General features: G+C 62.6%; 22 protein-coding genes. 16 read left to right on the top strand and 6 right to left on the bottom strand.

All coding sequences use genetic code 11. From position 1 onward, the window contains the following. The first annotated feature begins 23 nt into the window (after positions 1 to 23). Complete coding sequence (locus tag JV201_RS27885; RefSeq protein ID WP_003213837.1) at positions 24 to 938, top strand: SdiA-regulated domain-containing protein; 915 nt, start codon at positions 24 to 26, stop codon at positions 936 to 938. Between the two features lie 118 nt (positions 939 to 1,056). On the opposite strand, the gene rpiA is transcribed toward JV201_RS27885, so the two are convergent. Next, positions 1,057 to 1,728 carry a ribose-5-phosphate isomerase RpiA gene (rpiA, locus tag JV201_RS27880; RefSeq protein WP_008438935.1) on the bottom strand — a complete coding sequence of 224 codons (672 nt, stop codon included), beginning with the start codon at positions 1,726 to 1,728 and terminating at the stop codon, positions 1,057 to 1,059. Between the two features lie 136 nt (positions 1,729 to 1,864). On the opposite strand from rpiA, the gene ilvA reads away from it, so the two are divergent. Together ilvA and JV201_RS27870 are read left to right on the top strand one after the other, a co-directional pair. Continuing rightward, positions 1,865 to 3,379: a threonine ammonia-lyase, biosynthetic gene (ilvA, locus tag JV201_RS27875; RefSeq protein WP_003213834.1), complete on the top strand. Its 1,515-nt coding sequence runs from the start codon at positions 1,865 to 1,867 to the stop codon at positions 3,377 to 3,379. A 40-nt stretch (positions 3,380 to 3,419) separates the two neighbouring features. After that, positions 3,420 to 3,833, top strand: a complete 414-nt coding sequence (locus JV201_RS27870; protein ID WP_008438937.1) for a DUF2269 family protein — start codon at positions 3,420 to 3,422, stop codon at positions 3,831 to 3,833. 112 nt (positions 3,834 to 3,945) lie between these two features. On the opposite strand, the gene JV201_RS27865 is transcribed toward JV201_RS27870, so the two are convergent. Continuing rightward, the gene (locus JV201_RS27865) at positions 3,946 to 4,602 is read right to left on the bottom strand and encodes an HAD family phosphatase (RefSeq protein WP_177080614.1); all 657 of its coding nucleotides are present in this window, start codon (positions 4,600 to 4,602) and stop codon (positions 3,946 to 3,948) included. Positions 4,603 to 4,745: 143 nt separating this feature from the next. On the opposite strand from JV201_RS27865, the gene JV201_RS27860 reads away from it, so the two are divergent. Together JV201_RS27860 and ptsP are read left to right on the top strand one after the other, a co-directional pair. Further along, positions 4,746 to 5,225 (top strand): RNA pyrophosphohydrolase, encoded by a 480-nt coding sequence (locus JV201_RS27860; protein ID WP_003176750.1) that lies wholly within the window; start codon positions 4,746 to 4,748, stop codon positions 5,223 to 5,225. Between the two features lie 22 nt (positions 5,226 to 5,247). After that, positions 5,248 to 7,527 carry a phosphoenolpyruvate--protein phosphotransferase gene (gene ptsP, locus JV201_RS27855; protein WP_003213828.1) on the top strand — a complete coding sequence of 760 codons (2,280 nt, stop codon included), beginning with the start codon at positions 5,248 to 5,250 and terminating at the stop codon, positions 7,525 to 7,527. Between the two features lie 137 nt (positions 7,528 to 7,664). Here the strand turns inward: ptsP and JV201_RS27850 are convergent, their stop codons facing one another. Continuing rightward, positions 7,665 to 8,411 carry an NRDE family protein gene (locus tag JV201_RS27850; protein ID WP_003213826.1) on the bottom strand — a complete coding sequence of 249 codons (747 nt, stop codon included), beginning with the start codon at positions 8,409 to 8,411 and terminating at the stop codon, positions 7,665 to 7,667. Positions 8,412 to 8,500: 89 nt separating this feature from the next. Here JV201_RS27850 and JV201_RS27845 point away from each other — a divergent pair, with 89 nt between their 5' ends. The 3 genes from JV201_RS27845 (at position 8,501) to JV201_RS27835 (ending at position 11,047) form a co-directional block, all read left to right on the top strand. Further along, positions 8,501 to 9,283, top strand: coding sequence for a sulfite exporter TauE/SafE family protein (locus JV201_RS27845; RefSeq protein WP_003213825.1), 783 nt, complete (start codon positions 8,501 to 8,503; stop codon positions 9,281 to 9,283). A gap of 66 nt (positions 9,284 to 9,349) precedes the next feature. Then, on the top strand, positions 9,350 to 10,162 hold the full coding sequence (gene lgt, locus JV201_RS27840; RefSeq protein ID WP_003213823.1) for a prolipoprotein diacylglyceryl transferase: 813 nt from the start codon (positions 9,350 to 9,352) through the stop codon (positions 10,160 to 10,162). Between the two features lie 51 nt (positions 10,163 to 10,213). Beyond that, positions 10,214 to 11,047 (top strand): thymidylate synthase, encoded by an 834-nt coding sequence (locus tag JV201_RS27835; protein ID WP_003213821.1) that lies wholly within the window; start codon positions 10,214 to 10,216, stop codon positions 11,045 to 11,047. Between the two features lie 124 nt (positions 11,048 to 11,171). Here JV201_RS27835 and cadR read toward each other — a convergent pair whose 3' ends face one another. Beyond that, positions 11,172 to 11,621 (bottom strand): Cd(II)/Pb(II)-responsive transcriptional regulator, encoded by a 450-nt coding sequence (cadR, locus tag JV201_RS27830; protein WP_017476559.1) that lies wholly within the window; start codon positions 11,619 to 11,621, stop codon positions 11,172 to 11,174. A gap of 85 nt (positions 11,622 to 11,706) precedes the next feature. Here cadR and JV201_RS27825 point away from each other — a divergent pair, with 85 nt between their 5' ends. The 7 genes from JV201_RS27825 to JV201_RS27795 all read left to right on the top strand — a co-directional run bounded on the left by JV201_RS27825 (position 11,707) and on the right by JV201_RS27795 (position 20,723). Further along, complete coding sequence (locus JV201_RS27825) at positions 11,707 to 13,977, top strand: heavy metal translocating P-type ATPase (RefSeq protein ID WP_219406270.1); 2,271 nt, start codon at positions 11,707 to 11,709, stop codon at positions 13,975 to 13,977. Positions 13,978 to 13,993: 16 nt separating this feature from the next. Continuing rightward, positions 13,994 to 14,857, top strand: coding sequence for a LysR family transcriptional regulator (locus JV201_RS27820; protein WP_008438952.1), 864 nt, complete (start codon positions 13,994 to 13,996; stop codon positions 14,855 to 14,857). Positions 14,858 to 15,088: 231 nt separating this feature from the next. Continuing rightward, positions 15,089 to 16,153 carry a putative 2-aminoethylphosphonate ABC transporter ATP-binding protein gene (locus JV201_RS27815; protein WP_023659299.1) on the top strand — a complete coding sequence of 355 codons (1,065 nt, stop codon included), beginning with the start codon at positions 15,089 to 15,091 and terminating at the stop codon, positions 16,151 to 16,153. 1 nt (position 16,154) lies between these two features. Beyond that, a complete protein-coding gene (locus JV201_RS27810) occupies positions 16,155 to 17,879 on the top strand; it encodes a putative 2-aminoethylphosphonate ABC transporter permease subunit (RefSeq protein ID WP_219406269.1) in 1,725 nt (574 codons plus the stop codon). 23 nt (positions 17,880 to 17,902) lie between these two features. Beyond that, on the top strand, positions 17,903 to 18,919 hold the full coding sequence (locus tag JV201_RS27805; protein WP_003213811.1) for a putative 2-aminoethylphosphonate ABC transporter substrate-binding protein: 1,017 nt from the start codon (positions 17,903 to 17,905) through the stop codon (positions 18,917 to 18,919). Positions 18,920 to 19,044: 125 nt separating this feature from the next. Next, on the top strand, positions 19,045 to 20,169 hold the full coding sequence (locus JV201_RS27800; RefSeq protein WP_219406268.1) for a TIGR03364 family FAD-dependent oxidoreductase: 1,125 nt from the start codon (positions 19,045 to 19,047) through the stop codon (positions 20,167 to 20,169). Next, a complete protein-coding gene (locus tag JV201_RS27795; RefSeq protein ID WP_003213809.1) occupies positions 20,169 to 20,723 on the top strand; it encodes a phosphonate degradation HD-domain oxygenase in 555 nt (184 codons plus the stop codon). Before JV201_RS27800 ends, JV201_RS27795 begins: the two co-directional genes overlap by 1 nt. On the opposite strand, the gene JV201_RS27790 is transcribed toward JV201_RS27795, so the two are convergent. Together JV201_RS27790 and JV201_RS27785 are read right to left on the bottom strand one after the other, a co-directional pair. Beyond that, positions 20,720 to 22,093, bottom strand: coding sequence for a DUF3482 domain-containing protein (locus tag JV201_RS27790; RefSeq protein ID WP_003213808.1), 1,374 nt, complete (start codon positions 22,091 to 22,093; stop codon positions 20,720 to 20,722). The two genes, JV201_RS27795 and JV201_RS27790, sit on opposite strands and share 4 nt — an antisense overlap. After that, positions 22,086 to 23,465: a DUF2868 domain-containing protein gene (locus JV201_RS27785; protein ID WP_219406267.1), complete on the bottom strand. Its 1,380-nt coding sequence runs from the start codon at positions 23,463 to 23,465 to the stop codon at positions 22,086 to 22,088. The genes JV201_RS27790 and JV201_RS27785 overlap by 8 nt, the downstream gene beginning before the upstream one ends. Positions 23,466 to 23,555: 90 nt before the next feature. On the opposite strand from JV201_RS27785, the gene JV201_RS27780 reads away from it, so the two are divergent. Beyond that, entirely contained in the window at positions 23,556 to 24,068 is a 513-nt protein-coding gene (locus JV201_RS27780) for a dihydrofolate reductase (RefSeq protein ID WP_008438965.1), read from the top strand. Positions 24,069 to 24,103 lie beyond the last annotated feature (35 nt).

Here is a 24,103-nt window from a genome sequence, read left to right as displayed (position 1 = left end):
GTTTTTACTCTGAGCCCCGCCCGATGCGTCGACTTGCCCGCCCCAAACCTGCTTTTTTTATCCTGATCCTGATCGCCCTGGTGGCGTGCGGTGTGGTTGCCCAGCAATTGCGCCTGTTTGAGCGTGCCTGGTTCAACTGGCAATCCTGGCGCAATCCCGCCGGGGAGCACTCCATTGGCCTTGGGGATTACCGGGTGGCCCTGGAGGCGCAGGTGATCGACGGCCTCAACGATGATGTCTCGGCACTGACCTTTGATCCGGTGCGCAACAGCCTGTTTACCGTGACCAACAAGAACGCTGAGCTGGTCGAACTGTCCCTGGACGGCAAAATCCTGCGGCGCATTGCGCTGGTGGGGTTTGGCGATGCCGAGGCCGTGGAGTACATCAGCGACAACACCTACGTGATCAGCGACGAACGCCAGCAGCGGCTGATCAAGGTCCACGTGGATGACGACACCCAATTCCTCGATGCCGCCGACGCCGAGCAAATGACCCTCGGCGTGCACCTGGGCGGCAACAAGGGCTTCGAAGGCCTGGCCTATGACTCGGTGGGCAAGCGCCTGTTTGTGGCCAAGGAACGCGACCCGATGCTGATCTACGAGGTCCACGGCTTTCCGCATTTCAAACCGGAAAAAACCTACTCGGTGCACGTGATCAACAACCCCAAGCGCGATGCCGGGTTGTTTGTGCGCGACCTGTCGAGCCTGCAATACGACGAGCGTAGCGGTCATCTGCTGGCGCTGTCGGATGAGTCATTTTTGGTGCTGGAACTGGATATCGACGGTCGCCCCCTGAGCAGCCTGTCGCTGCTCAAGGGGCGCCATGGCCTGAAGCAGCGCGTGCCTCAGGCCGAGGGGATCGCCATGGACAACGACGGCACGTTGTACATGGTCAGTGAGCCCAATCTTTTCTATGTATTCAAAAAAACCAAGTCTTGAGTCATGTGCAGAACAAATGTGGGAGCGGGCTTGCTCGCGAATGCGGTGTATCAGGCGCCATATTCAGTGACTGACACTGCGCATTCGCGAGCAAGCCCGCTCCCACACGGGTTTTGCATTACGCCTTAAGCGTTTTTACGCCTTCCGGGGTGCCCAGCAGCAGTACGTCAGCCGGACGGGCCGCAAACAAACCGTTGGTGACGACGCCGACGATCGCGTTGATCTGGCGCTCCAGTTCCACAGGGTTGGTGATCTGCATGTTGAACACGTCGATGATGATGTTGCCGTTGTCGGTCAGCACACCTTCGCGGTACACCGGGTCGCCGCCCAGTTTCACCAGTTCGCGGGCCACGTGGCTGCGGGCCATCGGGATCACTTCCACCGGCAGCGGGAACGCGCCGAGTACCGGCACCAGTTTGCTGGCGTCGGCGATGCAGATGAAGGTCTTGGCCACGGCCGCGACGATCTTCTCGCGGGTCAGGGCTGCGCCGCCACCCTTGATCAGGTTCAGATGTGCGTCGCTTTCATCGGCGCCGTCGACGTAGAACTCCAGGTCGCTGACGGTGTTCAGCTCGTACACCGGAATACCGTGGCCCTTGAGCCGCGCAGCGGTGGCTTCGGAGCTGGCAACCGCGCCGTCGAACGCGCCCTTGTGCAGGGCCAGCGCATCGATAAAGCAATTGGCGGTGGAACCGGTGCCGACACCGACGATGCTTTTATCGTCGAGTTTAGGAAGGATTAAATCGACGGCGGCCTGGGCCACTGCCTGTTTGAGTTGATCCTGGGTCATGCGGGCTCCGGAACGGGCGGGGAGTAAAGAGGGGCGCGAGTATAACCCAACAAAACCTCGGTTTTCGTGTGGTCGCCCGGCCAAACGCTGGGTTAGACTCCTTGGCCCTGCCCAACCCGCCCAGTGATGCTTTCCGATGCTTGAACAGTACGTCAAAAAGATCCTCACCTCGCGCGTTTACGACGTTGCCGTAGAAACCCCGCTGCAGACCGCCCGCCAGCTCTCCGAGCGGCTGGGCAACAAGGTCTGGCTCAAGCGCGAAGACTTGCAGCCGGTGTTCTCGTTCAAGATTCGCGGTGCCTACAACAAGCTGACCCAACTGAGCGCCGAAGAACGGGCGCGCGGCGTGGTCACCGCCTCGGCGGGCAACCATGCCCAGGGCCTGGCCCTGGCGGCCAAGGTGCTGGGGGTCAAGGCCACCATCGTGATGCCCAAGACCACCCCCGAGATCAAGGTCGAAGGCGTGCGTTCCCGTGGCGGCAAAGTGGTGCTGCACGGGGATTCTTTCCCGGAAGCCCTGGCGTATTCGCTGAAGCTGGTCGACGAAAAAGGCTACGTCTACATTCACCCCTACGATGATCCGCACACCATTGCCGGGCAGGGCACCGTGGCGATGGAGATCCTGCGCCAGCACCCGGGGCCGCTGGACGCGATTTTCGTCCCGGTGGGCGGCGGCGGCCTGATTGCCGGTATCGCGGCCTACGTGAAATACCTGCGGCCCGAGATCAAGATCATCGGCGTCGAGCCGGACGACTCCAACTGCCTGCAAGCCGCCATGGCGGCGGGCGAGCGCGTGGTACTGCCGACCGTGGGCATCTTCGCCGACGGCGTGGCGGTGGCACAGATCGGCCAGCACACCTTCGACATCTGCAAGGATTACGTGGATGAAGTGATTACCGTCAGCACCGATGAAATCTGCGCGGCGATCAAGGACATCTACGACGACACCCGCTCCATCACGGAGCCGGCTGGCGCCCTGGGCGTGGCGGGTATCAAGAAATACGTCGAGACCCGTGGCATCACCGGGCAAACCCTGGTGGCCATCGATTCCGGGGCCAACGTCAACTTCGACCGCCTGCGCCATGTGGCCGAGCGCGCCGAGCTGGGGGAAGGCCGCGAAGCCATCATTGCCGTGACCATCCCCGAGAAACCGGGCAGCTTCAAGGCCTTTTGCGAAGCCGTGGGCAAGCGCCAGATTACCGAATTCAACTACCGCTACCACTCAGGCCGCGAGGCGCACATCTTTGTCGGCGTGCAGACCCACCCGGAAAACGACCCGCGCAGCGCGCTGATCGCCAGCCTCACCAGCCAGGGTTTCCCGGTGCTGGACCTGACGGAAAACGAACTGGCCAAGCTGCACATCCGCCATATGGTCGGCGGCCATGCGGCGCACGTCAGCGACGAGGTGGTGTTCCGCTTCGAATTCCCGGAACGTCCGGGGGCACTGTTCAACTTCCTTAACAAATTGGGCGGGCGCTGGAACATCTCGATGTTCCACTATCGCAACCACGGCGCCGCCGATGGGCGCGTGGTGGCGGGCCTGCAAGTACCGGCGGACGAGCGTCACCTGGTGCCGGCGGCGCTGGAGGCCATTGGCTACCCGTACTGGGATGAAAGTGATAACCCGGCCTACCAGCTGTTCCTCGGTTGAGCGACTACGCTGACTGGGCGGCCTTCAAGGAATCGAGAACATGGAAACGCTAACCACCCTTAAAGTTATCCACATCGCGGCCACGGTGTTGCTGCTGCTCAGCGGCCTCGCCCTGGCAGTGCTGGCCTGGCGCAAACGCAGCGCGGGGCCGGCCCATACCGTGCAGCGGCCGTGGGTGTTTGTGTGGTTGTTGATGGGCATTTGCGTGGTGAGCATGCCGTTCACCGGCTGGTGGCTGGCGCACCTGATCGGCTGGCCGCTGGGGCAAACCTGGATCCTGGGTTCCAGCGTGATCTACACCGTGGCGGCGCTGAGCTGGTTCTGGCTGGTGGTGCGGCTTAATCGGCTGCGGCTGGGCGGGGCGGGGAGTTTGAACTTTACTGTGGCGCTGGCGGTGGTGAGCCTGGTGGGGTTTGTGGCGATTGCCGGGTTGATGGGGGCCAAGCCGGTTTAAGGCTTGAGACCGAGTTGCCTCCATTCGCGAGCAAGCCCGCTCCCACATTTGACTGCATTCCAAAGGTGGAACTCGAGCAAATGTGGGAGCGGGCTTGCTCGCGAAAGCTTTATCAGCCGCGCAGGCTAATCACCGGCCAACCACGCTTCTCAGCCTCAGCCCGCAGATTCGGATCCGGATCCACTGCCACTGCATGCGTCACCTGCTCCAGCAGCGGCAGGTCATTCATCGAATCGCTATAGAAGTAACTGTCCTCCAGGCTAAACCCGGTCTCTTCCAGCCAGCGATTCAAGCGCGTCACCTTGCCTTCGCGAAAGCACGGGATATCCGTACTGCGCCCGGTGTAACGGCCATCCTGCATCTCGCATTCCGTCGCAATCAGGGTTTCAACCCCCAGTCGCTCGGCAATCGGCGCGGTCACAAAACGGTTGGTCGCGGTGATGATCACCAGCTTGTCGCCCGCCGCCCGGTGCTTGGCCAGCAACTCAACTGCCTTGGGCAGCATGATCGGCTCGATGCAGTCGCGCATGTAGTCGCGGTGCCATTCATCCAGCTGGGCCATCTCGGTGCGGCCGAGGATTTCCAGGCAGAAGTTCAGGTACTCGGCGTTATCCAGCTTGCCGGCCAGGTAGTCCTGGTAGAACTCGTCGTTGCGGGCCTTGTAGGCCACCGCGTCGAGAATCCCGCGTTCACAGAGGTAATCGCCCCAGGCGTGATCGCTGTCACCCCCCAAAAGCGTGTTGTCCAAGTCGAATAAAGCCAGGCGCATTGCAGTTACTCGCTGAAAAGTCTGTAAAAAGGCGTCCAGAATACGGTCTTTTCACAAGAGTGCACATAAGGTAAGCAGCCTCGTTGCCGCTGTATCAATCTTTGTGGAACAATGCGGTGACATGCGTTTGCGAGGTTGTTGCCGTGATCGACCCCGATGGTTTCCGTCCTAATGTCGGGATTATTCTTACGAATGATGCCGGACAGGTGCTATGGGCTCGCCGTATCAACCAAGATGCCTGGCAGTTTCCTCAAGGCGGAATCAACCCCGACGAAACCCCTGAAGACGCCTTGTACCGTGAGTTGAACGAAGAAGTAGGCCTTGAACGTGAAGATGTGCAAATTCTGGCCTGCACCCGAGGCTGGTTGCGCTATCGTTTGCCGCAACGTCTGGTGCGTACCCACAGCCAACCGCTGTGCATCGGCCAGAAACAGAAATGGTTTCTCCTGCGCCTGATCTCCAACGAGCAGCGGGTGCGGATGGATTTGACCGGTAAACCGGAGTTCGATGGCTGGCGCTGGGTCAGTTATTGGTATCCGTTGGGCCAGGTGGTGACATTCAAGCGCGAGGTTTATCGTCGCGCTCTTAAAGAGCTTGCCCCGCGCCTTTTAGCGCGCGACTGACGACGGAGTTCGACCCCGAGCCATGCTCAATACGCTGCGCAAGATCGTCCAGGAAGTTAACTCCGCCAAGGATCTCAAGGCGGCGTTGGGGATTATTGTGTTGCGCGTCAAGGAAGCCATGGGCAGCCAGGTCTGCTCGGTTTACCTGCTGGACCCCGAGACCAACCGTTTTGTCCTGATGGCCACCGAGGGCTTGAACAAGCGCTCCATCGGCAAGGTCAGCATGGCGCCCAATGAAGGTCTGGTGGGCCTGGTGGGGACGCGTGAAGAACCCCTGAACCTCGAAAACGCGGCCGATCACCCGCGTTATCGCTACTTTGCCGAAACCGGTGAAGAGCGCTACGCCTCGTTCCTCGGTGCGCCGATCATTCACCACCGCCGCGTTGTCGGCGTGTTGGTCATCCAGCAGAAAGAACGCCGCCAGTTCGACGAAGGTGAAGAAGCCTTCCTTGTGACCATGAGCGCGCAGCTCGCCGGGGTTATCGCCCACGCCGAGGCCACCGGTTCGATTCGCGGCCTGGGGCGCCAGGGCAAGGGCATCCAGGAAGCCAAGTTCGTCGGCGTGCCGGGTTCGCCGGGTGCTGCTGTCGGTACCGCCGTGGTCATGCTGCCGCCCGCCGACCTGGACGTGGTGCCGGACAAGACCGTCACCGACATCGACGCTGAAATCATCCTGTTCAAGACCGCCCTCGAAGGCGTACGCAATGACATGCGCACCCTCTCGACCAAGCTGGCCACCCAGCTGCGGCCTGAAGAGCGGGCGTTGTTCGACGTGTACCTGATGATGCTCGACGACGCGTCCCTGGGCAGCGAAGTCAAGGACGTGATCAAGACCGGCCAGTGGGCCCAGGGCGCGCTGCGCCAGGTGGTCACCGATCACGTCAACCGTTTTGAATTGATGGACGACGCCTACCTGCGCGAGCGCGCCTCGGACGTGAAGGACCTCGGTCGCCGTCTGCTGGCCTACCTGCAGGAAGAACGCTCGACCACCCTGGTGTACCCCGACAACACCATCCTGATCAGTGAAGAACTCACCGCCACCATGCTCGGCGAAGTGCCGGAAGGCAAATTGGTGGGCCTGGTCTCGGTACTGGGTTCGGGCAACTCCCACGTCGCGATCCTGGCTCGGGCCATGGGCATTCCGACGGTGATGGGTCTGGTGGACCTGCCGTATTCCAAGGTCGACGGCATCGAAATGATCGTCGACGGCTACCACGGCGAGGTCTACACCAACCCCAGCGAAGTGCTGCGCAAGCAATACGCCGAAGTGGTGGAAGAAGAACGCCAGCTGTCCCAGGGCCTCGACGCCCTGCGGGAACTGCCGTGCGTGACCCTCGACGGCCACCGCGTACCGCTGCTGGTCAACACCGGCCTGCTGGCGGACGTGGCACGTGCACAACAGCGCGGCGCCGAAGGGGTGGGCCTGTATCGCACCGAAGTGCCGTTCATGATCAACCAGCGTTTTCCGAGTGAGAAGGAGCAGCTGGCGATTTATCGCGAGCAACTGTCCGCCTTCCATCCGTTACCGGTGACCATGCGCAGCCTTGACATTGGCGGCGACAAGTCACTGTCGTATTTCCCCATCAAGGAAGACAACCCCTTCCTTGGCTGGCGCGGTATTCGCGTTACCCTCGACCATCCTGAAATCTTCCTCGTCCAGACCCGCGCGATGCTCAAGGCCAGCGAAGGCCTGAACAACCTGCGCATCCTGCTTCCGATGATCTCCGGCACCCACGAGCTGGAGGAAGCCCTGCACCTGATCCACCGGGCCTGGGGCGAAGTGCGCGACGAAGGCGCCGACGTGCCGATGCCGCCGATTGGCGTGATGATCGAGATTCCGGCGGCGGTGTACCAGGCTAAAGAGCTGGCGCGGCAGGTGGACTTCCTGTCGGTGGGCTCCAACGACCTGACCCAGTACCTGCTGGCCGTGGACCGCAACAACCCGCGGGTGGCCGACCTCTACGACTACCTGCACCCGGCGGTGCTGCAAGCCTTGCAGAACGTGGTGCGCGATGCCCATGCCGAAGGCAAGCAGGTGAGTATCTGCGGCGAGATGGCCGGTGACCCGGCGGCGGCCGTACTGTTGATGGCGATGGGCTTTGACAGCCTGTCGATGAACGCCACCAACTTGCCGAAGGTGAAATGGATGCTGCGCCAGATCAACCTGAGCCGGGCCAAGGAGCTGCTGGCGGAGTTGATGACTATCGACAACCCGCAAGTTATCCACAGCTCGCTGCAATTGGCGCTGAAGAACCTTGGGTTGGCGCGGATGATCAACCCGGCGTCTGCAAAGAGCCTCTAACCGGATTTCAGAGCCTGTGCCCAATCGAAATGTGGGAGCGGGCTTGCTCGCGAAAGCGGTGCATCAGTCAGCTTATGTATTGGCTGACACGCCGCCTTCGCGAGCAAGCCCGCTCCCACATTTGATTTGCGTGAGGTTCAGATTTTGAGTTCAACTTCACCCAACTGCCCACCATACGGCCCAAAACTGCGCTCCACGATATGCCGCGTACCGTCGGCATTCACAATCAGCGCCGTGCTCGCCCGCGTCCCATAACTGGGGCTGGCAATAAACACACTCGACAGCAAACTCTCCGTCGCCAAGCCCACGCCGGTGTCCGGCAAGTCAGCAAACGGCGCGGTCTGCGGGTCGCTCAAAATCCCCAGCAAGGCTTCAGGCTGCGGATCGTCCAGCACTTCTGTCAGCGCCGCCTTGGCCTTCAACAACTTCGGCCACGGCGTATCCAGCCCTGCATTGGATAACCCATAAACCCCCGCCACCAATGGTGTCGGCGCAGATTCCTTGGCGTTGTAATGCCAAAGCTCGTCCCGCGTCCCGACCAGCAGGTTAAACCCGGCATATTCAATCGATCTGCCATTAACGTCGGCCAAATAGTCGTCAATCGACAGCGAACCGCTGAGAAAGCGCGCCACCAACTCACCCCGCGACTTGCGCGCCGGCGGCTGGTGCGGGTCACGGATATTGGTCAGCGCCGCAAAGCGCCCGTCTGCGCCAACTCCCAGCCAGGTCCCGCCCGCTTCCTGGTCCCTGCCCGCGTAAACATGGGGCGCATCCAGCCACTGGGCCAACGGCAAACTGGGCCGGGCATAAAATTCATCACGGTTGGCCGCGACGATCAGCGGCTGGGCGTGGCCCGGCCGCCAGGCGAAAACAATCAGGCACATAAGGCGATCCCTTTGTGTTTTGCCCACTCTACCCATAGAACCCTGTGCTTTGCATCCGTTAACATGCCGGTCTGTTTTCGGGGGCTCCCATGGAATTTCTGCTGTATTTGCTGCTGGGATCCTGCGCGGGCATGCTCGCCGGGCTGTTCGGCGTGGGCGGCGGCATCATTATTGTGCCGGTGCTGGTGTTCAGCTTCACCTTGCAGGGCTTCGATCCCGCGGTGCTGACCCACCTCGCTGTCGGCACGTCCCTGGCGTCTATTATCTTCACGTCGGTGAATGCGGTGCGTGAGCATCATCGGCGCGGCGCCGTGCGCTGGCCGATCTTCGTATGGATGGCCGTGGGTATCCTGCTGGGCGCGGGCGTTGGCGCGCTGACCGCCGAGGCGATCTCCGGGCCGCATCTACAGAAGATCATCGGTGTGTTCGCCCTGGTGATCGCCGTGCAGATGACTCTGGAGCTCAAGCCCAAGGCCAGCCGCCAGGTGCCGGGCAAGCTTGGCCTGACCCTGGCGGGTGGCGTGATCGGCTGGTCGTCGGCAATTTTCGGCACCGGCGGCGGTTCGTTGACCGTGCCGTTCCTGACCTGGCGCAGCGTGCCGATGCAGCAGGCAGTGGCCACTTCGTCGGCCTGCGGCTTGCCGATCGCCCTGGCCAGTGCGTTAAGTTTCATGATTCTGGGCTGGCATGATCCGCTGCTGCCCGATCATAGTCTCGGCTTTGTGTACTTGCCGGCGCTGCTGGGCATCGCCCTGACCAGCATGGTGGCGGCCCGTTTCGGCGCGCGCCTGGCGCACCGGTTGTCGCCGCGCTTGCTCAAGCGGCTGTTCGCCGGGCTGCTGTTTTGCGTAGGGCTGAATTTTTTGCTGTAACGCAGGCTTAATCGCGCACCGGCATGGTCCGATGCGCCATGACTATTGATTTAACGAGGAGTCGCAATGCTGCCTTACCCGCAGATCAACCCGGTGGCCGTGGCCATCGGTCCGCTGCAAATCCACTGGTACGGGTTGATGTACCTGATCGGCATCGGCGGTGCCTGGCTGCTGGCTTCCCGGCGCCTGAACCGTTTCGACCCGACCTGGACCAAGGAGAAGCTCTCCGACATGGTGTTCTGGATGTCGATGGGGGTCATCGTCGGCGGACGCCTGGGGTATGTGCTGTTCTACGACCTGCCAGCCTACATCGCCAACCCGACGCTGATCTTCGAGGTGTGGAAGGGCGGCATGGCGTTCCACGGCGGGTTTGTGGGGGTGATGATCGCCGCCTGGTGGTTTGGCCGGCGTAACGGCAAGTCGTTCTTCCAGTTGATGGACTTCGTCGCGCCGTTCGTGCCGATTGGCCTGGGTGCCGGGCGCATCGGCAACTTCATCAACGCTGAATTGTGGGGCAAGCCGACTGACGTGCCGTGGGCCATGGTGTTCCCGCCGTTCAGCGACCCGGCGCAATTGCCGCGCCACCCGTCGCAGCTGTACCAGTTCGCCCTGGAAGGCGTGGCGCTGTTCCTGATCCTCTACATCTTCTCGCGCAAGCCACGCCCAACCATGGCCGTTTCGGGGATGTTCGCGTTGTTCTACGGGATCTTCCGCTTTATCGTCGAGTTCGTACGGGTGCCGGATGCGCAACTGGGCTACCTGGCGTGGGGCTGGGTGACCATGGGTCAGATTCTCAGCCTGCCGATGATCATCGCCGGCCTGGGCCTGCTGTGGTGGGCTTACAATCGCCCGCAAGGCATCAAGAACACCGCGCTTTAAATTCGAACGCCGGGGCCCGAGGGTCCCGGCTTCAACGATACAGGTATACACATGAAGCAATATCTCGAACTACTGAACGATGTCGTGACCAATGGCCTGACCAAGGGCGACCGCACCGGCACCGGCACCAAGGCCGTGTTTGCCCGTCAGTTTCGGCATAGCTTGGCCGACGGCTTCCCGCTGCTGACCACCAAGAAGCTTCACTTCAAAAGCATCGCCAACGAATTGATCTGGATGTTGAGTGGCAACACCAACATCAAGTGGCTGAACGAAAATGGCGTGCGTATCTGGGACGAATGGGCCACCGAAGACGGCGACCTGGGCCCGGTTTACGGCGAGCAGTGGACCGCGTGGCCCACCAAGGACGGCGGCAAGATCAACCAGATCGACTACATGGTCGAGACGTTGAAGACCAACCCCAACAGCCGCCGCATCCTGTTTCACGGCTGGAACGTCGAGTACCTGCCGGACGAGACCAAAAGCCCGCAGCAGAACGCCCGGGACGGCAAGCAAGCGCTGCCACCTTGCCACCTGCTGTACCAGGCGTTTGTGCATGACGGTCATCTGTCGATGCAGTTGTACATCCGCAGCTCAGATGTATTCCTCGGCCTGCCGTACAACACCGCGGCCCTGGCGTTGCTCACCCATATGCTGGCCCAGCAGTGCGACCTGATCCCTCACGAGATCATCGTCACCACGGGCGACACCCACGCCTACAGCAACCACATGGAACAGATCCAGACCCAGCTGGCGCGCACGCCGAAGAAGCTGCCGGAACTGGTGATCAAGCGCAAACCCGCGTCGATCTACGATTACAAATTCGAAGATTTTGAAATCGTGGGCTATGACGCTGATCCAAGCATCAAGGCCGATGTAGCGATCTAAAAGCGATCTCGGTCCAAATGTGGGAGCGGGCTTGCTCGCGAATACGGTGTMTCAGAAACACATTMAGTGRCTGACACTCCGCTTTCGCGAGCAAGCCCGCTCCCACATTTTTTTGTGTACACATTCAATGCCCGTGGCTTCTGCCCACATGTGAGGGCTCAGCCTCGCTGGCCGCGACACTCCCGCTGACTTCCAACCGCTGCAAAATCCCGCACTGATCCAGATCCGGCCCGCCGCCACAGCGCTGGCGCAGGTCGAGCAACTGTTCCTGCAACGCCAGCAGCCCGTCGATCCGCGCCTTGACGTGGTGGATATGCTCGTCGATCAATGCGTTCACGCTTTCGCACTGGTCCTGAGGACTGTCACGCAGGCCCAGCAGGCTGCGAATTTCCTCAAGGGTCATGTCCAGGCTACGGCAGTTGCGGATAAACACCAGCCGTTCGGTGTGCGCCTGGGTGTACAGCCGGTAATTACCGTCACTGCGCGCAGGCGGCGGCAGCAGGCCTTCTTTCTCGTAATAACGGATGGTTTCCACCTGGCAATCCGTCAATTTTGCCAATTCGCCGATCTTCATCGCAGCAATCTCCAAAAGGATGCTTGACCCTATAGTGGCTACAGGGTCTTTACTTGGCAACAGGCACCTTTACGGACGCGACAGAATGAGCGATTCCCTCCACACCCCGCACAAGCACGACCATGATCATGACCACGCGCACGATCACGGCCCCAAGCTCAAACCTGTGCAGAAGCACGACCATGGCAGCCGTGGCGATTCCTGCTGTTCCAGCAAGGCCGCGCCGGCGCTGGTGAAGCTGACCGAAGCCCCGACAGCGGGCTCGCGGCTGAGCACCTTCCGCATCGAAGCCATGGACTGCCCCACCGAGCAGACGCTGATCCAGAACAAACTGGGCAAGCTTGCGGGTGTGCAGCAGCTGGAATTCAACCTGATCAACCGCATTCTCGGCGTCACTCACGACCTGCCGACGACCGCGCCGATCATCGACGCCATCAAGTCCCTGGGCATGCAGGCGGACCCCATTGAAGAAGGCGTCGCCCCGGCTGAGCCGCCGGCGAAGAAGCACTGGTGGCCGCTGGCTGTGTCCGGCGTGGGTGCGCTAGGTGCTGAAGTGCTGCACTTCACCAATGCAGCCCCGACGTGGGTGATTGCCCTGGTCGCGCTGATCTCGATCTTCAGCGGCGGCCTCACCACCTACAAAAAGGGCTGGATCGCCCTGAAAAACCTCAACCTGAACATCAACGCCCTGATGAGCATCGCCGTCACCGGCGCGATCCTGATCGGCCAGTGGCCGGAAGCGGCGATGGTGATGTTCCTGTTCACCGTGGCCGAGTTGATCGAGGCCAAGTCCCTGGACCGCGCACGTAACGCCATCAGCGGCTTGATGCAGATGACGCCGGAACAGGCCACGGTCCGTCAGGCAGATGGCAGTTGGGTTGAACAGGAGGTTAAAGTCATTGAACTGGGCGCCATCGTGCGGGTTCGTCCCGGCGAGCGCATTGGCCTGGACGGTGAAGTCACCTCCGGCCAGTCCACCATCGACCAGGCGCCGATTACCGGTGAAAGCCTGCCAATCGAAAAGACCGTGGGCGACAAAGTCTTCGCCGGCACCATCAACCAGGCCGGCTCCCTGGAATACAAAGTCACTGCAGCCGCCAACAACTCCACCCTGGCGCGGATCATCCACGCCGTGGAACAGGCCCAGGGCGCCCGCGCGCCAACCCAGCGTTTTGTCGACACCTTCGCCAAGGTCTACACCCCGGCGGTGTTCATCTTTGCCCTGGGTGTGGCGTTGATCCCGCCGCTGTTCATGGGCGGTGTGTGGTTTGAATGGGTCTACCGCGCACTGGTATTGCTGGTGGTCGCGTGCCCATGTGCACTGGTGATTTCCACCCCGGTGACCATCGTCAGCGGCCTGGCCGCCGCGGCGCGCAAAGGCATCCTGATCAAGGGCGGTGTGTACCTGGAGGGTGGCTACAAACTCGACTACCTGGCCCTCGACAAGACGGGCACCATCACCCACGGCAAGCCGGTGCAAACCGATTACCTGGCGCTGTTCCCGAACATGGAAGACAGCGCACCGGCTTTGGCTGCAAGCCTGGCCGGGCGCTCCGATCACCCGGTGTCCCTGGCCATCGCGAACGCGGCTGTGGACAAAAACCTCACCGTGCACACTGTGGATAACTTCGAGGCCCTGACCGGGCGCGGTGTGAAGGGCGAGATCAATGGAGAGGTCTATTACCTGGGCAACCACCGTCTGGTGGAAGAGCTGAACCTGTGCTCGCCGGCCCTGGAGAAGAAGCTCTTCGCCCTGGAAAAACAAGGCAAGTCCGTGGTCCTGCTGCTGGACAAGTCCGGCCCGCTGGCGCTGTTCGCCGTGGCCGACACCGTGAAGGACACCAGCCGCGAAGCCATCCAGCAGTTGCATGACCTGGGCATCAAGACCCTGATGCTGACCGGCGACAACACCCACACGGCCAAGGCGATCGCCGATCAGGTGGGCATCGACCAGGCCCAGGGCGACTTGTTGCCCACCGACAAACTGCAAGCCATCGAAGCGCTCTACGCCAAGGGCCACCGGGTCGGCATGGTCGGCGACGGCATCAACGACGCCCCGGCGCTGGCCCGTTCCGAGATCGGGTTTGCCATGGCTGCTGCGGGTACCGATACCGCCATCGAGACCGCCGACGTGGCCCTGATGGACGACGACCTGCGCAAGATTCCAGCATTCATTCGGCTGTCGCGGCAAACGTCGAGTATCCTCAAGCAGAACATCGCCCTGGCCCTGGTGATCAAGGCGATCTTCCTCGCGGTGACCTTCCTTGGGATGGCCACCATGTGGATGGCGGTGTTCGCCGACATGGGCGTGAGCCTGCTGGTGGTATTCAATGGTCTGCGCCTGCTGCGCAAATAGTCGATGAGAGGGTGGTGTGCTGAGTGCCGAGCTGAAGGCGTTTTACATGGTCGCCCGCCTGGGCAGCATTACCCAGGCGGCGAAAAAGCTCGGGCTCAGCCAGCCCACGGTGACCACCCAGATTCGTCACCTGGAAAGCCAGTACTCGGTGGAATTGTTCTACCGTGGCGGGCGCCGCCTGACCGTCAGCGACGAAGGCGCGCGGCTGTTGCCGATGGTCAAGGCGCTGCTGCAGCAGGAAGCGGACATCGAGTTTTTCCTGCGCAACAGTGGCCAGGTACAAGGGGCCTTGAGGATTGCCGCGACGGCACCTTATTACATCCTCGACCTGGTCAAGACCTTCCGCGAGCGGCTGCCGCAGGTCGAGGTTTCGGTGGAGATCGGCAACTCCCAGCAGGTGCTGGAAGCGCTGGATGACTACCGCGTCGACGTCGCCGCCTCGTCCCAATTGCTTGAAGACCCGCGCCTGATCCGGCGGGTACTGGGCATGGACCCGCTGGTGCTGGCGGTGCATCGCAATCATCCGCTGGCGGTACTTGAACATGTACCGCTGACCGCGCTGGCCGGGCATACCTTGCTGATGCGCGAGCCGGGGTCGACCACCCGTCGATTGACCGAAGAGATGTTGCAGGGCGCCGGCGTGAGTTACGGGCCGTTGCTGGAGATCGGCAGCCGGGAATCGATCCGTGAGGCAGTGCTGCGCAATATCGGCATCAGCATCATTGCCCGCCAGGAAGTGCCCCACGACCCGCAATTGCGCGTGCTGACCATCGAAAATGCGCCGCAGATTCCCGAGTATTTGTACTGCCTCAAAGAGCGAAAGGGCGCCCGATTGCCGGCGGCGTTCCTGGGGTTGGCGCAGGAAATGTCGCCGCTCTAAAGCTGATCGTTCCCACGCTCTGCGTGGGAATGCTGGCCTGGACGCTCCGCGTCCGCTCTTAAGGTCGTGACGCGGAGCGTCACAGGATGTATTCCCACGCAGAGCGTAGGAACAATCTGTCGGCACAACCCAAATCCACCAATACCACTATCGCCACGTTTTGCCTTTCTGCCACAAGAGGGACGCATTGCCTGCCTAGGATGACCTTCATCAGTTTGATGAGGTGCCTCCATGAACACCGCCATGACAAACCCCGGCGCGCCAATGAAGGTGCGCGGTGTACAGAAACGCTTCGGCGCCTTCACCGCGCTGGATAACGTGTCCCTGGACGTCGCCGCTGGCGAACTGGTGTGCCTGCTGGGCCCGTCGGGCTGCGGCAAGACCACCTTGCTACGCTGCATCGCCGGCCTGGAGCGCCAGGACAGCGGCGAGTTGTACCTCGGCGACCGCGATGTTTCCCTACTGGCACCCCAGGCTCGGGACTACGGCATTCTGTTCCAGTCCTACGCGCTGTTTCCCAATCTCACCGTGGAAGCGAACATCGGCTACGGCCTCACCGGCAGTGGCCGCGATGAAGTGCGCAAGCGCGTCGGGCAGATGCTGGAACTCGTAGGCCTGGTGGGCAGCGAAAAGAAATACCCCGGCCAACTTTCCGGCGGCCAACAACAGCGTGTGGCACTGGCTCGCGCCCTGGCGCCGGCGCCGTCCTTGTTGTTGCTGGACGAACCCATGTCGGCCCTCGACGCCCGGGTACGCGAGCATCTGTGCACCGAGCTGCGCCAACTGCAACGTCGCCTGGGCATCACCACCCTGATGGTCACCCACAACCAGGACGAGGCCATGCTGATGGCCGACCGCATTGCCGTGATGAACAACGGCAAGGTCGAGCAGTACGCCACGCCCCAGGAAATCTACGACCGCCCGGCCACACCGTTCGTGGCCGAGTTTGTCGGCCAGGGCAACTGGCTGCCGTTCAGTCGCAACAGCGCCAGCCACGCCCAGGTTGGCGGCATGAATATGCGCCTGGCGGACAACGCAGGCGTCGCGAAATCGGGCCGTCTGTTCTGCCGCCCGGAAGCCATCAGCGTCAACCCGCCGGTGCATGAAGAAAACCTGTTCCCGGCCAAGGTCCGCGAGATCACTTTCCTCGGCAACCGCTGCCGCATGAGCTTCGAGCTGGACCAACTGCCCGGCCATCCGCTGCTGGCCGAGCTGGCCCCGGAAGCCATGCCGCGCCTCGGCGCCCAGGACATCTGGGTCGCGCTGCCCCCGCGCAGCCTGCAGGTGTTTGCCTGAGATGGCCCGCGATATGACTCTGCCGATACCCGATAACGTGGCTCGTCAGGTTTCCCGTGCCGAAGTCGGCGACCGTATTTTTGTGGTCGGCGGCAAGCTGTTATGGCTGTGCCTACTGGGCGTTGCGGTACTGCTGCCGCTGCTGGCGATCTTCTGGCGCGGCTTCAGCAGTGAAGCCGGGCAGGGCGGTGGCCTGGTGGCGGCGCGGGAGTTGGTCACCAGCGACAATTTCCACTGGTTGCTCGGTAACAGCCTGAAGGTTTCCGGCAGCGTTGCCGCCATCGTCGTACCACTGGCTTATCTGTTTGCCTACGCTTTGCAACGCACGCTTATTCCGGGCAAGGCGATCTGGCGCGGCATGTCGCTGCTGCCGTTGATGGCGCCGTCGATGTTGCCCGGGATTGCGCTGGTCTACCTGTTCGGTAACCAGGGCATGCTGCGCGGGCTGCTGTCGGACAACATCTATGGCTTCTGGGGCATTGTCCTTGGTGAAGTGATCTACACCTTTCCCCATGCCTTGATGATCCTGTTGTCGGCGCTTTCCCTGGCGGATGCACGTTTGTTTGACGCCGCATCGAGCATGGGCGCGAGTCCCGCCCGGGCGTTTCGCAGCATCACCTGGCCGGCGACGCGCCAGGCCGTGTTTGCCGCGTTTTGCCTGGTGTTCACTCTGACCATCACTGACTTTGGCGTGCCCGTGGTAGTCGGTGGCGACTATCAAGTACTGGCGCTGGAAGCCTACAAAGCTGTGGTCGGCCAGCAGCAATTCGGCCGCGGTGCCTTGATCGGCATGGTCCTGCTGCTGCCGGCACTGTTCAGCTTCGGTGTCGACGCCTGGCTACGCCGTCGTCACGGCGACTCCATGAGCGGCCGCGCCCAGGTGTTCCAGCCGGCACCGTCGAAGCTGCGGGACGGCTGCTACCTGGCCATCGTCCTGCTGATCTGCGCGATCCTGCTGCTGGTGTTCGGCATGGCGGTCTACTCATCCCTGGTGAAATTCTGGCCCTACAACCTGTCGCTGTCCCTGGCCCACTACCAGTTTGAAGACACGGCCGGCGGCGGCTGGCTGGCCTACCGCAACAGCATCACCATGGCCCTGTGCACCGCGTTGATCGGCAGCGTGCTGATCTTCACCGGCGCCTACCTGATGGAAAAGACCAGGGGCCAGAAGGGCCTGAACCTGGCGCTGCGCATGCTCAGCTTCGTGCCGATGGCGGTGCCGGGGTTGGTGCTCGGCCTGGGCTACGTGTTCTTTTTCAACCTCAACGGCAACCCGCTGCATGTGCTCTACGGCACCATGACGTTGCTGGTGGTGTGCACCATTGCTCACTATTTGACCACCGCCCAAATGACCGCCACCACGGCCCTGCGCCAACTGGACGCGGAATTCGAAGCCGCCGCGCTGTCGCTGAAGGCGCCGCTGTACCGCCATTACCTGCGGGTCACCGTGCCGATCTGCCTGCCGGCGCTGCTGGACATCGTGCGCTACCTGTTCGTCTCGGCGATGACCACCGTTTCCGCCGCGATCTTCCTTTACAGCCCCGACACCATTCTCGCCGCCGTCGCCGTGCTGAACATGGACGACGCCGGCAACGTCGGCGGTGCGGCGGCCATGTCGACCCTGATCCTGTTCACCTCGGCGGGCGTGTCCTTGCTGCTGGCGTGGGCCTCACGCGGCTTGTTGCGCCGCTCCCAGGCCTGGCGCCAAACCGCGCCCGGTCAATAAATCATCCATAAAGGAACTGCACCATGTTCAAGCCCCTGGCGTTAGCCGCTGCTGTGCTCACTGCGTTCAGCCTGAATGCCTTTGCCGCCAAGACCGAGTTGACCGTGTACACGGCCCTCGAAGCCGAGCAATTGAAGACCTACAAACAGGCCTTTGAAAAGGTTAACCCGGACATCGAGATCAAATGGGTGCGCGATTCCACCGGCATCATCACCGCCAAGCTGCTTGCCGAAAAAGCCCGCCCGCAGGCTGATGTGGTCTGGGGCCTGGCCGCTTCCAGCCTGGCGATTCTCGATCAGCAGGGCATGCTGCAAAACTACGCACCGGCAGATTTGAGCAAGATCGGTGCGAACTACCGCGACGCCGCCAACCCGCCGGCCTGGGTCGGCATGGACGTGTGGGCTGCGACCATCTGCTTCAACACCGTCGAAGCCGAAAAGCAGGGCCTGAGCAAGCCGGTGAGCTGGCAGGACCTGACCAAGCCTGAATACAAGGGCAAGATCGTGATGCCCAACCCGGCCTCGTCCGGCACCGGTTTCCTGGATGTGAGTGCCTGGTTGCAGACCTTCGGCGAGAAGCAGGGCTGGCAGTACATGGACGACCTGCACCAGAACATCGGCCAGTACGTTCACTCCGGTTCCAAACCCTGCAAGCTGGCGGCCTCGGGTGAATTCCCGATCGGCATTTCCTTCGAATACCCGGCCGTTCAGCTGAAGCGCCAGGGCGCACCGCTGGACATCATCCTGCCGAAAGAAGGCCTGGGCTGGGATATCGAGGCCACTGCCGTGATCAAGGGCACTGCCCACGCAGACGCGGCACAGAAACTCGCCGACTTCTCCGCCAGCCCCGCGGCGATGGAGCTGTACAAGGAAAACTTCGCGGTACTGGCCCAGCCGGGCATCGCCAAGCCGCAGACCGAGTTGCCGGCGGACTACGAGCAGCGGTTGATCAAGAATGACTTTGCCTGGGCGTCGAAAAACCGCGACAGCATCCTGACCGAATGGCGCAAGCGCTATGACGGCAAGTCGGAAAAACAATAACCATCGATCGTTCCCACGCTCTGCGTGGGAACGCTGCTCTGGACGCTCTGCGTCCGCTTTTGTAGTCGTGACGCGGAGCGTCACAGGATGCATTCCCACGCGGAGCGTGGGAACGAGAGGTCTTCATGACACAACTGCTGATCATCGGCGCCGGCATCCTCGGCCTGTCCCACGCTTATGCGGCCGCCAAACGCGGCCTCAAGGTCAAGGTCTTCGAGCGCAGCGCCACACCGCTAGGTGCTTCCGTGCGCAACTTCGGCCAGGCACTGGTCACCGGCCAGCCGCCGGGGCCGATGCTCGACCTGGCGCGGGAAAGCCGCGAAATCTGGGGCCAGTGGGCGCAACTCGCCGGCATCCAGCTCAAGCGCAACGGCTCTTATTTGTTCGCCCGCACCGAAGCCGAAGAACACTTGCTTGAAGCCTTCTGCGCCGGTCGCGCGCAAGAACACGGTTATCGCGTCAAGTTGCTGCAAGGCGCCGCCCTGCACGAGCTGTACGGTGGCCAGTTCGCCCATCACCGCGCTGCGCTTCACGGCCTGGATGATCAACAACTGTATTCCCGCGAAGCCATCCCGGCGCTGATCAACTACCTGAGCCGCGAACTGAACGTGGAGTTTCATTTCTCTACGCTGGTCCGCGACATCGAGCCCGGCCAGGTACACACCACGGCCGGCTCCTTTCGCGGCGAGCAGATCATTGTCTGCTCCGGTCACGACTACCAGACGCTGCTGGCCGAGGAGATTGCCGAACTCAACCCGCAAATCTGCCGCCTGCAAATGCTGCGCGCCCGGCCAGTGGTGGAGTTGAACCTGCAACACGCGCTGCTGACCGGCCTCAGCTGCGTGCACTACGGCGCCTTCGCCGACTTGCCGGAAGCCGCGCCGGTACAGGCCGAAATCCTGCGGGACGTGCCGCACCTGCATGAAAACGGTATTCACCTGCTGATCAGCCCGACACCCTATGGCGAACTGATCATCGGAGATTCCCACCATTACGGCAGCGATCCTTCACCGTTCAACGCCGAACAGGTGGACAACTGGATGATCGAACTGGCCGAACATACCCTGGGCTGCAAGATCCAGGTCGTGGAGCGCTGGCAGGGCGTCTATGGTTCCCGTGGGCCGGGGCCGTTCTCGTTCCTGCGGGCGGCGCCGGGGGTGAGCGCGGCGTTGATGCACACCGGCGTGGGCATGAGCGTCGGGCCGGCGATGGCCGAGCGCAATATCAATGAGCTGTGGGGGAGTGCGTGATGACAGCAGAGCAGGCAATCGCCGAGGTCTTTGGCCTGTACGAACAACACGGCACCGCCGATTACATTGGCGAGCCGGTCTCGCAGATCGAACACATGTCCCAGGCCGCGCAGTTGGCCATGGCTGAGGGCTTCGATGATGAAGTGGTGCTGGCAGCGTTCTTCCACGATATCGGGCATATCTGCGGCCAAGGTGGCGAGAACATGGGCGGTTATGGTGTGGTCAGCCATGAACGGCTGGGCGCCGATTATCTGCGCCGGGCGGGCTTCAGCGAGCGCCTGGCAAAACTGGTGGAATACCACGTGCAGGCCAAGCGTTACCTGACCTTCAGCCAGCCGGACTACTATGCGCGGTTGAGCGAGGCCAGCCGCCGCACCCTGGGTTACCAGGGCGGCGTGATGACCGCCGAGGAAGCCCGGGCGTTTGAGCAGGACCCGTTGTGTGCCGTCAGCCTGCGCATGCGTCACTGGGATGAACAAGCCAAGGAAATGCACGTGCCGGTGCTGGACCTTGAAGTGTTGAAATCCAAGGCCCGGCAGTTGTTGGCGGCTTAGGTCTCGTCCAGGCGCTGGGCCAGGGCTTCGATCTGTTCCTGGCGTTCGGCCTGGCTCAACCTGGGGTGCGGGTTGAGGGACGACCATTGCGGATGGGCGCGGGCCTTGTTCAGGGCTTCGGGCAATTTGCCTTCGCGCCAGGTCTTGTCCTGGGGTGTGTCGACCTTGATGCTGTGGATCGCCGCATGCCCCCGCAGGTTCAGGGCCTTGAGCAGTTGCCGCTGGCGCAGGGCCAACAGGCGCAGCACGCTGTCGTCGACGGTCAGCTCGCGCTGGCCCTTGATCTTGCCCAGCAGGCGGCTGCCATAACTGCGGGCAGTTTGCAGCGCGCCTCCCGCGATGGCTCCGGCGAGGGCGGCGGCGCCGAGGGTCAGGCCGCCTACGAGTAGATCCACACCTGCACCGGCCGCCGCGCCGGCTGCGATACCGCCACCGACCCGCACGCCCAGTTGCTTGAGGGTCTCGGGGTTGAACAGGTCATCGCCCCAGCGCCCGTCCAGCAGCGGTAAATCGCTGGCGGCGGCGTCCTGCGGGCGGAAGCCGAACAGCTTGAGCAAGGCTTCCACGCAACGCTGTTCGCGCTGGCGCACGGCTTTGCGCAGTTCGCTGATGGCTTGCTGTTCTACCTCGGCTTCGCTGACCACGCTGCGGCGGCAGGCGGCGCAGTCGATCAGCAGTTCGGCGATCAGCCGCGCCGCACTTTGCTGGCGGGCCTGGCGCTGGGCTTCCTGATCAAGGATCAGCCGTTCCAGTTGCCCACGGGAGTTTTCCAGCAGCAGGGCGAGGCTTTCATAGAGCCGGCGCTCGCCGTCTTCCGGCGGCGCGACGCTGTCGAAACGCACCAGCGCGTGCAGGCCGAGGCGGGCGAGGGCTTCGCGCCAGTCCGGCTCGCGGTGGTCGGCGCTGCTGACAAAATTGAGCACCGGCAGCAACGGCTTGCCACAGCTGGCCAGCACTTGCAGCTCATCGCGGTACTTGGCCAGCACCGGCTCCCGGGCGTCTATCACATACAGCCCGGCGTCGGAGGCGAGCAGTTGGCGCAGCACCTTGGCTTCCTGTTCGAAGCGTTGCCGGGCCTCGCTGCCTTCCAGAAAACGCGCCAGCCGTGCCGGGCCGTCGAGGCGTTCGCCGGGGCGGTCCAGGCGTTCGAGGTAATCGAGCAGGGCGATGGCATCTTCCAGGCCCGGCGTGTCGTACAGCTCCAGCAAGGCTTCGCCGTCCACCGACAAGCGCGCACCTTCGACATGCCGGGTGGTGCTGGGACGATGGGAGACTTCACCAAAGCCGACGTCTCGCGTGAGCGTGCGCAGCAACGAGGTCTTGCCGACGTTGGTGTGGCCGACCACCGCAAGTTTCAGGGGCTTAGTCATGACCGGTCTCCAGCCAGGTGAGCGGCGCGCAATCGGCGAACGGTATCTCCAGTTGTTGCAAGGCCGTGTGCCAATCACCCAGGCGCTCAGCATCCAGGGCTTGGCCGGCGGGCGCTTGCAGCAGCCAGACCCGAGTGGCGGTGGCGCTGCGGGCCAGTTCGGCAATCAGCGCAAGGCTGCCGCGATCCGGCGAGCGGCGTGGGTCGCAGGCGATGGCCAGGCGCGCGGGCGGGAAGCGGGTGAGTTGCTCCAGCAGCTTGTTGCGGGATTCACGGCTGTCGAGGATGCCGGCGTCCTTGACGCTGGCCGGGAGCTTCGGCGGCCATGGGCGCTGGTCGTCCAGCTCGATGGCCACCAGCAGGGCGCCGTCGCTTTCCAGTTCACTGACGCCGCCGGTTACGTGGTGCAACTGTTCGGGCGCCGCATCGTTGACCCCAAGCCGTTCGCTGCTGGGCATCAGCCGTTCACGCAGTTGGCTGTAGCCGGGCAGGTTAAGGTCGAGGCTCAAGGCGGCGCGCCCACGTTTCCAACGCCACAGGCACAGCAACGCAAGGATCAGCCGCGGCAGGATGCCGTACACCAGCAGCACGCCCACCAGCCAGGCGGCCCAGGCCTGGCGGGCGCTTTCGATATTCAGGGCGGCATCGCCGCTGGCGCGGATCATCTCGACAGTGGGCACATTGAAGCCGAGCAAGGCGGGCAGGGCGCCGAGGGTTTGGGTCACGGCGACAAAGGTGTCCGCCCGCAGGATGGTGGTTTCCCACACAAAACCGTAGCGCCGGGTGGCCAACAGCGTCAGCAGGATCACCAGGGCGCTGAGCAGGGCCAGCAGCCACAGGCTGTTGACCAGCACACCGACGGCCCAGCGATTGAGCTTGCGCCGTTGCAGCAACAGCAGCAGGGCGGGCGCCAGTTGCGCGGCCTTGGCGTCGCGGGCGAGTTTTTCGCTGAGCCATAACCACAGGCGGCCAAGACTGGCGCCGTGTTCACCGGCAAACAGCAGGCCCAGGGCCCAGCTCAACAACAGGATCAGGTTCAAACCCAGCAGGCTGCCCAGGGCCCAGAACACATTAACCGGCGCCAACCCGTTGCCCAGCGCGGCAAACGCCAGGCCGGCGCCGCTGATAATGGCGACTACCGCCAGCAGGATCAGCGCCAGGCGCGCGCCTTGCAGCCAGCGGGTCAGGGCGGCGGTCAGGCCATCGCGTTCGGCCAGCCACAGCGCGCGGTTTTGAATGCGCGTGGGCAGGTCGCCGCCGGTGCTGCGGGCCAGGCGATTGGCTTCCTGGTCTTCCAGGGCGCCCGCGTGTTCCTCGCGCAGGCGCACGGTCTCGGTCAGCCAGAGTGTTTGCAGGGGGTTCAGAGCTGTCACGCGCCGTCCTGTTGAGCCAGTGAGTCTGGAGCATAACCGCTGGAACGCCGGTTGGGGTATGCCGCGCGCGGCTCTGGTATTCTCGTCGCCATGAAAAAAACTCTCCCTTTAAGCCTGATCGCAGCCCTCGGTGAAAACCGTGTGATCGGCGTCGACAACAGCATGCCCTGGCATTTGCCGGGGGATTTCAAATATTTCAAGGCCACCACCTTGGGCAAGCCGATCATCATGGGGCGCAAGACCTGGGATTCCCTGGGGCGACCGTTGCCGGGCCGGTTGAACATTGTGGTCAGCCGTCAGACCGATCTGGCGCTGGAAGGTGCGGAAGTTTTTCCGTCACTGGACGCGGCCGTGGAGCGGGCTGAGGAATGGGCCAAGGCGCAGGGCGTGGATGAGCTGATGCTGATCGGCGGCGCGCAGTTGTATGCCCAGGGGCTGGAGCAGGCGGATCGCCTGTATTTGACGCGGGTGGCGTTGAGCCCGGACGGGGATGCGTGGTTTCCCGAGTTTGATTTGAACCAGTGGAAGCTGGTGTCGAATGTCGAGAATGCGGCTGAGGGTGACAAGCCGGCGTACAACTTCGAAGTTTGGGAAAAAGCCTAAGAGCATCGCAGGCAAGCCAGCTCCCACAGTTGACC

Origin of the sequence: Pseudomonas sp. Colony2 (assembly GCF_019382755.1) — a bacterium.
GTDB lineage: Bacteria > Pseudomonadota > Gammaproteobacteria > Pseudomonadales > Pseudomonadaceae > Aquipseudomonas.
The sequence above is the reverse complement of the archived record's forward strand: the minus strand, read 5'-3'. Positions and strand labels throughout refer to the sequence as shown.

Excerpts from the sequence above, each read along its gene's own strand:
- JV201_RS27885 (WP_003213837.1), top strand. The coding sequence starts at position 24 with ATGCGTCGACTTGCCCGCCCCAAACCTGCTTTTTTTATCCTGATCCTG.
- rpiA (WP_008438935.1), bottom strand. The coding sequence starts at position 1,728 with ATGACCCAGGATCAACTCAAACAGGCAGTGGCCCAGGCCGCCGTCGAT.
- ilvA (WP_003213834.1), top strand. The coding sequence starts at position 1,865 with ATGCTTGAACAGTACGTCAAAAAGATCCTCACCTCGCGCGTTTACGAC.
- JV201_RS27870 (WP_008438937.1), top strand. The coding sequence starts at position 3,420 with ATGGAAACGCTAACCACCCTTAAAGTTATCCACATCGCGGCCACGGTG.
- JV201_RS27865 (WP_177080614.1), bottom strand. The coding sequence starts at position 4,602 with ATGCGCCTGGCTTTATTCGACTTGGACAACACGCTTTTGGGGGGTGAC.
- ptsP (WP_003213828.1), top strand. The coding sequence starts at position 5,248 with ATGCTCAATACGCTGCGCAAGATCGTCCAGGAAGTTAACTCCGCCAAG.
- JV201_RS27850 (WP_003213826.1), bottom strand. The coding sequence starts at position 8,411 with ATGTGCCTGATTGTTTTCGCCTGGCGGCCGGGCCACGCCCAGCCGCTG.
- JV201_RS27845 (WP_003213825.1), top strand. The coding sequence starts at position 8,501 with ATGGAATTTCTGCTGTATTTGCTGCTGGGATCCTGCGCGGGCATGCTC.
- lgt (WP_003213823.1), top strand. The coding sequence starts at position 9,350 with ATGCTGCCTTACCCGCAGATCAACCCGGTGGCCGTGGCCATCGGTCCG.
- JV201_RS27835 (WP_003213821.1), top strand. The coding sequence starts at position 10,214 with ATGAAGCAATATCTCGAACTACTGAACGATGTCGTGACCAATGGCCTG.
- cadR (WP_017476559.1), bottom strand. The coding sequence starts at position 11,621 with ATGAAGATCGGCGAATTGGCAAAATTGACGGATTGCCAGGTGGAAACC.
- JV201_RS27825 (WP_219406270.1), top strand. The coding sequence starts at position 11,707 with ATGAGCGATTCCCTCCACACCCCGCACAAGCACGACCATGATCATGAC.
- JV201_RS27815 (WP_023659299.1), top strand. The coding sequence starts at position 15,089 with ATGAACACCGCCATGACAAACCCCGGCGCGCCAATGAAGGTGCGCGGT.
- JV201_RS27810 (WP_219406269.1), top strand. The coding sequence starts at position 16,155 with ATGGCCCGCGATATGACTCTGCCGATACCCGATAACGTGGCTCGTCAG.
- JV201_RS27805 (WP_003213811.1), top strand. The coding sequence starts at position 17,903 with ATGTTCAAGCCCCTGGCGTTAGCCGCTGCTGTGCTCACTGCGTTCAGC.
- JV201_RS27800 (WP_219406268.1), top strand. The coding sequence starts at position 19,045 with ATGACACAACTGCTGATCATCGGCGCCGGCATCCTCGGCCTGTCCCAC.
- JV201_RS27795 (WP_003213809.1), top strand. The coding sequence starts at position 20,169 with ATGACAGCAGAGCAGGCAATCGCCGAGGTCTTTGGCCTGTACGAACAA.
- JV201_RS27790 (WP_003213808.1), bottom strand. The coding sequence starts at position 22,093 with ATGACTAAGCCCCTGAAACTTGCGGTGGTCGGCCACACCAACGTCGGC.
- JV201_RS27780 (WP_008438965.1), top strand. The coding sequence starts at position 23,556 with ATGAAAAAAACTCTCCCTTTAAGCCTGATCGCAGCCCTCGGTGAAAAC.